Here is a 12819-nt window from a genome sequence, read left to right as displayed (position 1 = left end):
GGCCCTGCACGTTTTAGCCCGCCGCCTACCAGGCCGCCGGGAGCGCGATCATCGAGTCGACGATCTCGCCACCGCTGAACTCCAGCTCGTCGCGGGCGACGGCCATCCGCAGCGTCGGCAGGCGCTGGAGCAGCATTTCGAGCCCGATGGTCAACTCGGCCTTCGCCAAGTGCGCGCCCAGGCAGTAGTGCGGGCCGCCGCCGAAGATCAGGGTCGGGGGCGCGTCCCGGTCGAAGCGGATGGTGTCCGGGTCCGGGTAGGCCTCGGGGTCGCGCAGGGCGCCGTTGTGCGGGAGCGCGATCGTCTGCCCGGCCCGGACCGTGCCGGAGGGGAGTTCGACGTCTGCGACCGCCCGGCGTAGCAGGGTGCTGTTACTCAGGCCGGTGAACCGCAGCAGCTCCTCGACCGCGGCCGGCAGCAGGTTCGGCTGGTCGAGCAGTTGCTTCCACAGTGTGCGCTCGCCGTCGAGCAGTTCGGCCAGGGCCCGGCTCAGGGCGGTCGCGGTGGTCTCGTTGCCGGCCGCGATCAGGCCGGTCGCCAGCGTTAGCAACTCCTGCTCGGACAGCTTGTCCGCGCCGTCGCGGGCCGCGATCAGGTCGTCGATCAGATCCTCGCCGGGCTCGGCGCGCTTGGCGGCGAGCAGCTCGGCCATGTAGGCCAGGAACGCGCCGATCTCCGCCCCGACCTGCTCCGGTGTCATCCGCGCGCCGGCGGCGAAGGCGTTGGACCAGAGGCGGAAGCGCAGCGCGTCGTGTTCGGGCACGCCGAGCAGCCGGCAGATGATGCGCACCGGGAGGGCGAAACAGTAGCCTGCGACCAGGTCGGTCGGCGGACCCGCCTTCTCCAGATCGTCGATCAGCTCGCTCGCGACCTGCCGGATCACCGGCTTCCAGCGTTCGGCCCGGCGCGGCGTGAAGGCGGCGGCGACGATGCGGCGCAGGCGCAGGTGGTCCGCCCCGTCCTTGTTGAGCACGATGTCAGGGTCCTGAAGAAAGCTCGGCTCGGCGGTCATCCGCGGCGCGTCGGGCCCGGTCAGGTCGTGGGACAGCAGCGGCTCGGCCATCGCCGCGGCCACGTCCCGGTAGGTCAGCAACAGGATCGCCGGATCGCCGCTCGGCAGCCGCACTTGCCCGAAGGGGCACCTCGCCCGCCGCTCGGCGTATTCGGCCGGGGGAGTGAGCGAGTGGCTGGGGAACGGAAGGGCCGGCAGGTCGGGTATGCGGTCGGTGTCAGTCATGTCTGCGACCTTTCCGATGAGGGGTCTCAACGCGCACCATGGATCCGGGCCACAGACTTCGTGGGACTCACCGTAATCAGAACGCTGTGATACGCAAGAGAGGTCCGATGAACACCGCGAACGTCGTCTCCTACCCCGGCGTGGCCGGCCCCCGGCCGCAGCCGCACGTCCGCGCCTGGCTCGTCGGCTCCGCCACGGTCGTGGGCGCTCTCATTCCCGCGGCCGCGGCGCTCGTTCCCGTGGTCACGCTCCAGTCCCCGGCGGTGAGCTCGACGGTGCAGTCGGGGGACGTGCCTCCGGCGGCACCGCCGGTCGCTCCGGTGCTCCGGGCCCAACCGCGGGTCACGCTGCTGGCGCACGACGGCGTCGCGGCCCTCGGCCTCGCGGCGATCCCGCTGGTGGTGGTGCTCGGAGTGGGACTGCTGCTGTGGTACGCCGTCCGACGCGGCTCACGACCGGCCGCCGGGGCGGCTTGGACGCTCGCGGTCGCCCTGACAGTGGCCGGCGTTGTCGGCTTCGTCACGTTTCTGATCGGGGTGGTGGTGATCCCCGTGGGTGTCTTCCTGATCGTTGCCTGCGCGCAGCCGGCCCCGGATGTGCCATCACGGACCGGCGTCGCGCCACGGGAGTTGGCGTAATGTTCCACGTATGGTCGATCATCTGGTGAATGCGTTCGGGATATTGCCGCTGTGAGTGGAGAACCGACTGACCCGCCGTCCACAGCTGCCGACGCCAGCACCAACCCCACCTCCGACGAACTCGATCGCGAGCGCGCCTGGCTGCTCGCCGACGTGAACGACACCGGCGGCCTGCGCATCGAGCAGGCGGATGACGACGATCCGATCCTCATCGGCCCCGACGGCGTGCCGATCGACACCTGGCGCCAGGACTATCCGTATCGTGAGCGCCTGGATCGCATGCAATATGAGCACGACAAGCGGCTGTTGCAGATAGAACTGCTGAAGCTCCAGAACTGGATCAAGGAGACCGGCGGCCGGCTGGTGATCCTGTTCGAGGGGCGGGACGCGGCCGGCAAGGGCGGCACCATCAAGCGCTTCATCGAGCACCTGAACCCGCGCGGCGCGAGGGTCGTCGCCCTGGAGAAGCCCACCGAGCGCGAACGTACCCAGTGGTACTTCCAGCGCTACGTGACCCACCTGCCGGCCGCCGGCGAGATCGTGATGTTCGACCGCTCCTGGTACAACCGCGCCGGGGTCGAGCGGGTCATGGGCTTCTGCGACCCGGCCGAGTACCTGGAGTTCATGCGCCAGGCCCCGGAGTTCGAGCGGATGCTGGTGCGCGACGGCATGACGTTGGTGAAGTTCTGGTTCTCCGTCTCCCAGGCCGAGCAGCGCACCAGATTCCTGATCCGGCAGGTGGATCCGGTCCGCCAGTGGAAGCTGAGCCCGATGGACCTCGCCTCCCTGGAACGCTGGCAGCAGTACACGGACGCGAAGGAGGCGATGTTCTTCTACACCGATACCGCCGACGCGCCCTGGACCGTGATCAAGAGCAACGACAAGAAGCGCGCCCGCCTCGCGGCGATGCAGCACGTCCTGTCGCTGTTCCCGTACGCCGAAAAGGACCCTGAGATCGCCCGCGCCCCCGACCCCCAGGTCCTCGGCTCGGCCGCGCTCCTCACAGAGCGCGGCACCGAGGCCGATCGGCAGCGCGTCCTGCCCCGCCTGTCCAGCTGAAACGGGACGTTCTCCCGTCTCCCAGTCTCCCGTCTCCCGGTCTCGCCGGATCAGCAGCCGTGAAAGTCAGGGCTCGCAGACCACCCGGCGTTGGCCCAGGTTTGAGCCGCCGCGGGGTGGAACCCGGCGAACTGTCCGTGCAGCTGGTCCAGCAGCCAGTTGGTGAAGCGTGCGGCGCTTTGCGGGCAGGTGTGGACGCCGTCCCCGCTGCGGTCGGGCTTGCCGTCCCGGTCCTGCTGGTACGACGGGCCCCACACGGCGGCGGCGTCGAGCACGGCCGCCTGGTTCGGCGAGCTCGCGGCCACCGCCTGCGCGGCGGCCTTGGTGTGCGCGAGGTCGGCCAGGTGCGGCTGGTAGAAGTCGTCGGCCTTGATCGGCGGCATGGTGACGAAGACCAGCTTGGCGCCGTTCGCCGTGGCCGTGGTGAGCAGCTTCTGGTACGCGGCCTGTTGGTCCTGCTGGCTGCCCCAGTCGTAGCTGGCTATCTGGTAGACGAGCACGGTCGGTTTGGCCGAGGCGATCTGCCCCGGGAGCGCCTGCCAGTTGTGGTCGCTGTCCGGGCCGAGCACGTTTCCGCCACCGTCGGCGGCGATCGACTGGAACTGGACGTTGCTCGCCTTGAACGCGGCGGCCAGGGGCAGTGCCTCCTGGACGGCGATGGAGTCGCCGAGGAAGAGCACCTTGGCCAGTCCGCCGTTGGTGCCGTTCGCATTGTTAGCGCCGTTCTGCCCACTCGCGCCGCTCGCGGTAGCCGCCATGGCCGCACCGCCTGAGGCGCCGGAGGTGCCGGACTGAGCCGAGCAGGCGGCGGCGAGCAGGGCGACGCCGGCCAGGCCGAGCGTGAGGCTTCGTGTCTTGGTCATGGCGGCAACGTTCGTCCGGCCGTGTCCGAGCCCCTGCGCGGTCGTGTCGCGGTTGTGTCGTAGGAATCCGCTCAGCCCGGCGTGGAAGTCCAGGTCGCCGATACTGGACGGGTGGAGGCGATTTTGATCATCGAGGACGATCCGCGACTTCGGCGGGGCCTGGAGCTGGCGCTGAGCCGGCTCGGTTACGCCGTGCGGGCCGCGGGCACGGGGGAGGAGGGCCTGCTCCTGCTCCAGGAGTCCAAGCCGGACCTGGTCGTGCTCGACGTGGTCCTGCCGGGCATCGACGGATTCCAGGTGTGCCGCCGGATCCGGGCCGCCGGCACGACACCGGTGATCATGCTGACGGCGCGCGGGGACGACTTCGACGTCGTCGCCGGGCTCGAAGCGGGCGCGGACGATTACGTGGTCAAACCCGCGCGGCCCAGTGTGCTCGACGCGCGCATCCGGGCCGTCCTGCGGCGGATGCCCGGTGCCGGCGAGGACGTGCGCGAGTTCGGCGAGCTGCGCATCGACACGTCCAGCCTCACCGTGGCGCTGCGCGGCGAGCAGGTACCGCTCACGCCCACCGAGATGCGGCTGCTGCTGACGATCTCGCGGGCACCCGGACGCGTGTTCAGCCGCCAACAGCTGCTTGAGCAGGTCTGGGAGCACGACTACCTCGGGGATTCCCGGCTGGTCGACAACTGCGTGCAGCGGCTTCGCGCGAAGATCGAGGCCGATGCGGCGAACCCGGTGTACGTGCAGACGGTGCGGGGGTTCGGCTATCGGTTCGGACCGGTATGACCGCCCGGCGGGTGTGGCCGCGTGGGTTGCCTGGGCTGCATGGGTTGCGTGGGCTGCGACGTGAGTTGCGAGGACGGCGCGTGTGGCCGGGCGGGCTGCGCGCCCGGCTGCTGGTCGCCTTCGTGCTGGTGACCGTCCTCGGTGCGGCGGCGGTGGCCTGGTCCAGTGCCCGATCGGCGAGCTCCGCGCTGGCGGCCGGCGCCGAGCAGCAGTTCGTCGAGACCGTCACGAACCAGATCACCGCGAACGCCGCCGGGCTCACCTACCCGCCGGGCCAGTCCACCCTCGACCAGCTGGCCTCGGCCGTCGGAGCGGACACCACGGTGACCTACCAGCACCTGCGCTCCACGACCGGCCCCGACACCGACTTGGTCACCGACGCCGTCCGGGCCGCGGTACAGCATGGCGACTCCCTGTTCGTGCAGCGGATCGCGGCTCAGGGCCGGCCGTGGCTGATCGTCGGGACACCCGTCATGATCACCTCGACGACGGGGGCGCGTACCCCGTCCGGCATCCAGGTCTACGCCGTGCGGGATCTGACCGGTGTCCAGCGGCAGATCGACAGCCTCACCAGATCTGAAGCGATCACCACCGGGCTGGCGCTCCCCCTGGCGGTACTGCTGGCGTTGGTGGCGGCCGGCAGCGTGCTGCGCCCGGTGCGGCGGCTGCGCGATACCGCACGCCGCCTGTCGGCGGGCGACCTCGACGCGCGTGCGGTGCCGCGGGGCGCGGACGAGCTGGCCGATCTCACCGTCACGCTCAACGTGATGGCCGAGTCGGTGCAGACCTCGATGGCGGCGATGCGGCGGATGCAGGACGACGCGCGGCGGTTCGCCGCCGACGCCTCGCATGAGTTGCGTACCCCGCTCAGCACGCTCACCGCGGTGATGGAGGTGCTCGCGGCCGCGAGCGAGGAGATGGACGGCGACGCGCGGGAGTCGGCGCAACTGGCGATCGCCGAGACCCATCGCCTGGTACAGCTCGCGGAGGACCTCATGGAGGTCTCGCGGTTCGACGCCGGGACCGCCCGACTGCGGACGGAGGACGTCGAGATCGGCGGCGCCGTGCGCGACTGCCTGCGTACCCGAGCGTGGACCGACCGGGTGGCGCTTTCGGCGCCGGAGGAGATCTGGTCGCGCTGTGACCGGCGCCGGCTGGACGTCATCGTCGCCAACCTGGTCGGCAACGCGCTGCGCCACGGTGCCCCGCCCGTGCGGGTGAGCGTGTCGGGCACGCCTGAGCAGGTATGGATCGAGGTGACGGACAGCGGCCCGGGCCTGCCCGAGCATGTGTTGCCGCACGTATTCGACCGCTTCTACAAGGCGGACGAAGCGCGTACCCGCGCCCCGGGCAGTGGCTTGGGGCTCGCGATCGCGCTGGAGAACACGCTTCTGCACGGCGGTGAGCTCACCGCCGGCAACGCGAGCAGTGGCGGCGCGCGCTTCGTGGTGCGCTTGCCGCGCGGTAGGGAGGACACATGAGGCGGGCGTGGCGGGCGTGGTGGGCGATGGCGGCGGCGCTCGCGGCGGTCCTCGCGCTGATCGCCGGCTGCGGCGTCACCCCGACCGGGGTGCGCGCCGCAGGCCAGGCCCCGGGTGGGGTCGCCCCGGGGCCGACCCTGTACTTCGTCGACTCACACGAGCATCTCCAGCCGCAGCTGCGCCCGACTGAGCAACTGGGCACCATCGCCGAGGCGCTTTCGCTGCTGCTCGCCGGTTCCCCCGGGGATGCCGATCTGCACAGTGAGATCTGGGGAGTGGGAACCGTGCAGGTCACGGTGACCATGGCCCCCGGGGTGGTCCGGCTCATGGCGCCGCTGGCCTTCACCGACGTGACCGCCTTGGGTATCGAGCAGATCGTGTGCACCGCGCTGGGCGTCGACGTGCAACGCGGCGGGGCGAGGTCCAGCAAGGTCCAGATCGTTTTCACGCAGCCGACTCCGGAGTCGGACACGCTGCGGACCTGTCCGCTGATCAGCCCAGGCGGGTGATGTCGATCGCGGGCGCCGCCGGTGCGGGCAGCGCCCACCACAACACCGCCAGCCCGACCATGAGAGCGACGAACGCCACCAGCCCGCCGCGCCCCCGCGCCCACCCGGCACGAAACCGGATCGGGTCCTCGACCAGGTACTTCGACGCCGCGGCCAACCCGACGCTGACCGCACACACCACCGCGATCCACGTCCACCCGGCGACGTGCAGACGCTGCGGGGACAGGAACACGAAGACGGGCCAGTGCCACAGGTACAGGCTGTAGGAGATCTGCCCGACCCAACGCAGCGGCGACCAGCCCAGGACCCTGGCGACCACCGACCCCGGCACCTGCACACACAGCCCGATCAGCAGCGCGGCCGCCAACGAGTGCCCGAACAAGCCTCCGGCATACAACCAGTGCGAACCCGTCCCATTGGCGAAGTACCAGGCCACTGCGATACCCACCACCAGCACCCCCGCCACCGCGCCGCCACGCCGCCCGACGACGCGGGCCAGCGCCTCGCGGACCGGCCGGGTCGCCACGACCGCGCCCAGCAGCAAGGAGAAGGCGCGCGTGTCGGTACCGGTGTAGACGCGCGTCGGGTCGTTCGGATCGACGAGGGCGATCATGAGCACCAGTGACAGAAGCGAGATCACCAGCGCACTCGCCGCGACCCAGCGCTCCACTCGCTGCTGGGCCGGCAGCCCGTCGCTCTGCTCCATCCGCCGCTTGTCCGGTTGCCGGACTCGTTGCTCGATCTGCCCGTCCACTCGCCGTTCCACTCGCCGCTCGTCGCGCTGCTCCGCCCGCCGCCCCGTCCGCCGCGCCCACTCGGCTATCAGCAGCACGACCACCGGCCACACCACGTAGAACTGCTCCTCAACCGCGATGCTCCACAAGTGCTCGAAAACCCGTGGCGCGTCGTGGGAATCCCAGTAGCTGGCCGACTCGGCAAGCAGGTGCCAGTTGACCAAGTCGGCCTGCGTCCAAGGCCCGTCCGAAAGCGTCGAGCGCACCAGATCCGGGGCCCCGAACCCCCAGACCACCACCGTGACCACCACCAACATCACGGCCAGCGCCGGCACCAACCGCCGAACCCGCCGCCCCCAGAACCCCACCAGCGAAACAGACCCGGTGTCACCAACCTCCCGCAACAACAGATCGGTGATGAGATACCCCGACAGCGCGAAGAACAGGTCCACCCCCAGAAAACCCCCGCCGAGATGCCCGGCGTGAAACAGCAGCACCCCGAGAATCGCCACCCCCCGCAACCCGTCCAACGCGGGCAGATGCCGTCTCCCCGGCACCGAGGACGCTCTACTGGCAGGCTTCAGCTGGACTGTCGTCATCATGCCGCCGACTGTCCAGCGCCCCCGTCGGCACCCGGTCCCCGTCGTGTCGCAGCCGTGTCGTAGCGACTCGCTATCTCACGCCGAAGCGATCGGCGATTCGAAGCCGGTCCCGACGGTGGACCCGCCGTCGACGGGAGCCACGAGTCCGGTGATGAATCTGGAGTTCGGCGACACGAGCGTCGCGACGATGTCGGCGAACTCGTGCGGCTCGCCGATCCGTCCCATCGGCACCTTGCTCCCGAGACGGTCCTTCGAGAGCTCGGGCTGTCTGGCGATCAACTTGTCGACGAGCTGCGTGTCGAACATCCCGGCCATCAGGGTATTGACGTTGACGCCGTCCTTCCCGACCTCCAGGGCGAGAGTCTGGGCGTAGCCGATCACGGCCGACCACACCGCGACCGGGGCCGCCATGGCTATGGCCGGGCGCTGGACGACGCTGGAGACCACGTTGAGGATGCTGCCGCCCTCGGCGCTCAGGTGCGGCAGCGTGGCTCGCACCGACCGGACCACGTAGAAGAAGTGGCGTTCGAAGGCCGTGAGCCAGACGTCGTCGGTGAGTTCGGAGATGCGGCGGATCGGCGGTCCACCGTCGTTGGTGACCAGCACGTGCACGGCCGGGCCGAACCGGGCGACCGTCGCGGCCGTGACCCGGTCGATGTCGGCGGCGTCCGAACAGTCGGCGGCCAGTCCGAGGACCTTCTCCGGGCCGTACTTGCCGGCAAGCTTCTCAGCCGCGGCTGCGACCTTCTCCGCGCGTCGCGCGAAGAACGCGACGAATGCGCCCTCTTGCAGGAGACGATCGACGATCGCCAGTCCCAAGCCGTCGCTGCCGCCGCCGACGATGGCCACCTTGCCGGTCAGTCCCAGATCCATCAGTGAACTCCGATCGATGTCAGGAACGATTCGGCGTTGCCGGAGAACACGTCGTCGAGGACGTCCGCCGCGAAGCCCTGCTCACGCCATTCGGTCACGAGCCGTTCGTGGCTGAGCATCGGGTAGTCGGCGGCGAAGAGCGCCTTCTTGCGGAGCCGTCCGCCGATCTCGCGTTTGAGTTCCTCGGGGTAGTAGCGCGGAGCCCAGCCGTGAAGCTCCATCCAGACGTTCGCCTTGTGCAGGGCGATCGCGATCATCTCCGACTGCCACGGCCACGCCACGCGGGCCGCGATCACGTTCAGCTCCGGATACCGGGCTGCGATGCGGTCGACGTAGCGGGGATGACAGTCGTCGAGCTCGAAGCCCATGCCGCCACGCATCCCGGCGCCGTTGGCTGACATGCCCACGAGCATCAAGATCGGACGGTTGGCCTCAACGCACAGGTTCAGGCACTCCTCCCACCCCGGCTGGTCCGGCGTACCGGCCGCGGAGAACGGGTGAACCGAGAGCCCGACCAGTCCCGGCCCCTCACTCAGGCAGCGCTCGAACTCCTTGACATGGCCCGGCCGCGTCGGATCGATACCGATCCAGTTGCCGAGTACGACATCGGGGTGGTCGCGTGCGAAGTCGAACGCGTAGTCATGCTGGTCCCGTACCGCACCGACATCCATCGTGTAGGTGTACGCCAGGTCGAGCATCGCCTTGGCGTTGGCCCGACGGAGCTGGACCGCCTGCTCCTGTTCACTGACGAAGCTCATGTCCCACTTGAAGTACTTGCGCACCGCCTCCCGAGCCTCAGGGGTCTGATACGGGCTGCCCTTCCAGCCTTGCTCGGTGCCCCAATGGGAGTGGAAGTCGATGAGTCGGTGCGGCGATGTGTTCACTGCGGTGCTCCGTTGGATGTGGATGTGGCTGCGGATGTGTCCGCAGCCGTCCGGCGCATTCGGCGCCTGTCAACCTCTTTGGTGAGTTCGCGCTTGACGACTTTGCCTGTCGGTCCCAGCGGGAACGACTCAAACAGTTCGAGGTGCTGAGGGAGCTTGTACTTGGCGACCTCGTTCTTCATGAAGCCGATGATGTCCTCCAGCGTGAGATCGGCGCCGGGGCGAGGTACGACACAGGCGCACACGTTCTCGCCGAAGTAGTCGTCGCGAATGCCGACCACTGCGACGCCCGCGACTCCTGGGTGTCTGAGCAGCACCTCTTCGAGCTCTCGGGGCCAGATGTTGGCACCGCCGTGGATGATCATGTCCTTGGAGCGGCCCGAGACTGTGAGCCTGCCGGCCGCGTCGATATAGCCGCGGTCTCCGGACCGGAACCACCCGTCCGAGGTCCAGCTCTCCTGGTTCTTGGCCGGGTTGCGGTAGTACCCGACTGTCATCGTCGGGCCGGTCTTCACGATCTCACCCTCGGTTCCGACGGGGACGTCCACATCGTCGGAATCGAGGATTCGCACTCGCATGAATGGATAGGGCCTGCCGACCGTGCCCACCCATTCCTCATAGGGCTCTTCCGGAGAAGTACACGAGGTCACACCGGTTTCGAGCATGCCGTACAAGTCGACGACCGGGCAGCCCAGCCTCTCGTTCGCTTCTCTCAACACTTCCGTGGGTGTCGATGACCCACCGGTCTGCACGACGCGCAAGGACGAGAGGTCCCGGTCGTCGAGACTCTCCTCGGCCAGGATCGCGATGATGGCGGTGGGCGCGGCGAGGAACGTCGTCACAGCATGCCGCTCCACCAGGTCCAGTACGGCACTCGGCTGGAACCTCTCCATCAGGACGCCGCGGGCCCCCGCGACTGCGGCCTGAAGGACGGTGCCGAAGCCGGCGTTCAGACCGACGGGCAGGAAGATGAGGAGGGTGGCGTCGCCGTCGACGCCCCGCTCATCGTTCTCGCGCTGAACCATGTACAAAGTGGTGTTCGCGGTGTGCATCACCGCCTTGGGTTCTCCGGTCGTCCCCGAGGTGAACGCGATGCGCATGACATCGTTCGCGGCGCTGGGACGGTCAGGTGCGGGGTCGGTGGGATCCAGGTCGCCGCGGATCTGGTCGAGCGTGCCCCAAAGGTCCCCATCGAGCGTGACCGGTGACTCACCGGTGGGTACGGCGATCGTGTTGACCAGCTGCGGAAGGCGATCCCGGATGCCGTCGACCATCTCGATGTGGTCGAAGCCCCGGAACCGGTCCGGCACCACCACCGTGTGCGCCTCGGAGAACCGGAGGATGAACTCGATCTCGCGTGCGCGGTAGTCCGGCGGGAACTGACAGAACACGGCGCCCAAGCGAACGACCGCGGCCAGCACGTAGACGAATTCGAGCCGGTTCGGGAGTTGAACCGCGACGACATCGCCGCGCCGGACTCCCCGGTGGGCAAGGCCCGACGCCACCTCGCCGCTGATGCGCCACAGCTCGCCCCACGTGACCTTCGACCGGTCATCGATATAGGCGATCTTGTCCGGAGCCTCACGGGCATTGCGCCTGAAGACATCGGCGGGCGTCGTGTCTGTCCAGTAGCCGGCGGAACTGTATCTCTCGATCAACTCTTGCGTGAGGAGGGTGTCGTCTTGCGTGATGGCCATGAGGACCTTCTCGGTGATGAATGGGGCCCCGCTCACGTGCGACCCCACGACGGGATCAGACGGTCAGGACGAGCTTGCCTTGGAGGTGGCCGGCATCGAGCAGTCGGTGCGCGTCGGCGACGCGCTCGAACGGGAACGTCTCCTGCACGTGGACCCGGAGCCGGCGCTGCTCGACGAGTTCGACCAGACCTCGCAGAGCGACCGGATCGGGGTCGACCGCGATGGCGCTGAAGCGCATGCCGGCTGCCTCGCACTCGGCGATGAGCTCCAGATCGTCCTCGGCGACCGCCGTCACCAGATGACCGCCCGGGCGGAGCACTTCCATCGACCGCCGGGCGGTGTCGCCCCCGATCGTGTCCAGCACGACGTCGATCTCGCCGGCCGCGTCGGTGAAGTCGACCGCCGTGTAGTCGATCACCTCGTCGGCGCCACACGCCTCGACGACCTTCCGCTTGCTCGCGCTGGCGGTCGCGATCACGTGCGCGCCGATTGATTTCGCGATCTGGATCGCGACGTGGCCGACTCCGCCGCCACCGCCGTGCACCAGGACGCGGTCGCCCTCGGTCACCCCGGCGAGGTCGACCAGGCCCTGCCACGCCGTGAGCCCGACGGACGGCAGCGCCGCCGCCTCGACGTGCGAGAGCGACGCCGGCTTGAGTGCCAGGTGCAACGCCGGCGCCGCCACGAATTCGGCGTACGCGTTGGCCGCCCTGGGGAACAGCGGCATTCCGAACACTTCGTCGCCGGGCTTGAACCGCCCTGTCGAGGCCTCTTCGACCACGCCGCTGATGTCCCAGCCGAGGGTGAACGGCGGCTGGTGGAGTAATGGGAACTCGCCGGCGCGCAGGCGTGCCTCCAGCGGTCCCAGCCCGATCGCCTTGACGCGGACGAGGACCTCGGTCGGCAGCGGCCGGGGCTCGGGAGCGTCCAAGATGGTGAGCACCTCGGGACCGCCGAGCTGGTACTGGGTGATGACTCGCATGACTCTCTCCTGGCTTTGGAGGGGGAGAGATTCCAGGCTATGTATCCGATAGGAACCGGCAGGTAACCTTGGCGCCATGAGCGATTCCGGTCCTGATTGCGGCTTTCTCGCCGACTGCCCGGCCCGCCTGGCGGTCGAACTGCTCGCCGATAAATGGACGGCGGTCGTGCTCTACGGCCTCAGCGAGGGCCCGGTACGCCACGGCGAGCTGATCGAACTGATCGGCGGCATCTCCCGCAAGATGCTCACCCAGACGCTCCGCCGGCTCCAGGCCCACGGACTCATCCGCCGCCACGCCTACCCCGAGGTGCCGCCCCGCGTCGAGTACGAACTCACCCCGCTCGGAGCGACGCTGATCGATCCGATCCACATGCTGACCGAATGGGCGAGGGCGAACGGCGAGGCGATCCTCGATGCGCTCGACGCCGCCCCCGAACCGGTGGCCCACGGCGACTGAGGCCCCTGCCAGGGCAG

13 protein-coding genes are annotated in these 12819 nt (G+C 69.2%); 6 read left to right on the top strand and 7 right to left on the bottom strand.

All coding sequences use genetic code 11. From position 1 onward, the window contains the following. Nucleotides 1–25: 25 nt before the first annotated feature. On the bottom strand, nt 26–1237 hold the full coding sequence (locus tag IZR01_RS02790; protein ID WP_194922754.1) for a cytochrome P450: 1212 nt from the start codon (nt 1235–1237) through the stop codon (nt 26–28). A gap of 107 nt (nt 1238–1344) precedes the next feature. Here IZR01_RS02790 and IZR01_RS02785 point away from each other — a divergent pair, with 107 nt between their 5' ends. Together IZR01_RS02785 and ppk2 are read left to right on the top strand one after the other, a co-directional pair. Further along, a complete protein-coding gene (locus IZR01_RS02785; RefSeq protein ID WP_194893117.1) occupies nt 1345–1875 on the top strand; it encodes a hypothetical protein in 531 nt (176 codons plus the stop codon). A gap of 141 nt (nt 1876–2016) precedes the next feature. Then, nucleotides 2017–2934 carry a polyphosphate kinase 2 gene (ppk2, locus tag IZR01_RS02780; RefSeq protein ID WP_194893125.1) on the top strand — a complete coding sequence of 306 codons (918 nt, stop codon included), beginning with the start codon at nt 2017–2019 and terminating at the stop codon, nt 2932–2934. Nucleotides 2935–2984: 50 nt separating this feature from the next. On the opposite strand, the gene IZR01_RS02775 is transcribed toward ppk2, so the two are convergent. Next, nucleotides 2985–3797: an SGNH/GDSL hydrolase family protein gene (locus IZR01_RS02775; protein ID WP_228558846.1), complete on the bottom strand. Its 813-nt coding sequence runs from the start codon at nt 3795–3797 to the stop codon at nt 2985–2987. A gap of 111 nt (nt 3798–3908) precedes the next feature. On the opposite strand from IZR01_RS02775, the gene IZR01_RS02770 reads away from it, so the two are divergent. From IZR01_RS02770 to IZR01_RS02760, 3 genes are read left to right on the top strand one after another with little or no spacing between them, the layout of a single operon-like run. Next, nucleotides 3909–4583: a response regulator gene (locus IZR01_RS02770; protein ID WP_194922775.1), complete on the top strand. Its 675-nt coding sequence runs from the start codon at nt 3909–3911 to the stop codon at nt 4581–4583. Next, entirely contained in the window at nt 4580–6064 is a 1485-nt protein-coding gene (locus tag IZR01_RS02765; protein ID WP_194922753.1) for an ATP-binding protein, read from the top strand. The genes IZR01_RS02770 and IZR01_RS02765 overlap by 4 nt, the downstream gene beginning before the upstream one ends. Continuing rightward, the gene (locus IZR01_RS02760; RefSeq protein ID WP_228554254.1) at nt 6061–6573 is read left to right on the top strand and encodes a hypothetical protein; all 513 of its coding nucleotides are present in this window, start codon (nt 6061–6063) and stop codon (nt 6571–6573) included. The genes IZR01_RS02765 and IZR01_RS02760 overlap by 4 nt, the downstream gene beginning before the upstream one ends. Here IZR01_RS02760 and IZR01_RS02755 read toward each other — a convergent pair. The 5 genes from IZR01_RS02755 to IZR01_RS02735 all read right to left on the bottom strand — a co-directional run bounded on the left by IZR01_RS02755 (nt 6557) and on the right by IZR01_RS02735 (nt 12345). Further along, on the bottom strand, nt 6557–7906 hold the full coding sequence (locus IZR01_RS02755) for an acyltransferase family protein (RefSeq protein ID WP_194922774.1): 1350 nt from the start codon (nt 7904–7906) through the stop codon (nt 6557–6559). The two genes, IZR01_RS02760 and IZR01_RS02755, sit on opposite strands and share 17 nt — an antisense overlap. 78 nt (nt 7907–7984) lie before the next feature. Next, a complete protein-coding gene (locus IZR01_RS02750; RefSeq protein ID WP_194922752.1) occupies nt 7985–8782 on the bottom strand; it encodes an SDR family oxidoreductase in 798 nt (265 codons plus the stop codon). Beyond that, nucleotides 8782–9666, bottom strand: a complete 885-nt coding sequence (locus IZR01_RS02745) for an amidohydrolase family protein (protein WP_194922751.1) — start codon at nt 9664–9666, stop codon at nt 8782–8784. Before IZR01_RS02745 ends, IZR01_RS02750 begins: the two co-directional genes overlap by 1 nt. Next, entirely contained in the window at nt 9663–11363 is a 1701-nt protein-coding gene (locus tag IZR01_RS02740; protein WP_194922750.1) for a class I adenylate-forming enzyme family protein, read from the bottom strand. Before IZR01_RS02740 ends, IZR01_RS02745 begins: the two co-directional genes overlap by 4 nt. Nucleotides 11364–11418: 55 nt before the next feature. Continuing rightward, nucleotides 11419–12345, bottom strand: coding sequence for an NADP-dependent oxidoreductase (locus IZR01_RS02735; protein ID WP_194922749.1), 927 nt, complete (start codon nt 12343–12345; stop codon nt 11419–11421). Nucleotides 12346–12421: 76 nt separating this feature from the next. Between IZR01_RS02735 and IZR01_RS02730 the strand changes: the two genes are divergently transcribed. Further along, entirely contained in the window at nt 12422–12802 is a 381-nt protein-coding gene (locus tag IZR01_RS02730; RefSeq protein WP_194894505.1) for a winged helix-turn-helix transcriptional regulator, read from the top strand. The last annotated feature ends 17 nt before the right edge of the window (nt 12803–12819 follow it).

Origin of the sequence: Catenulispora pinisilvae (genome assembly GCF_015356865.1) — a bacterium.
Lineage (GTDB): Bacteria > Actinomycetota > Actinomycetes > Streptomycetales > Catenulisporaceae > Catenulispora > Catenulispora pinisilvae.
The sequence above is the reverse complement of the archived record's forward strand: the minus strand, read 5'-3'. Positions and strand labels throughout refer to the sequence as shown.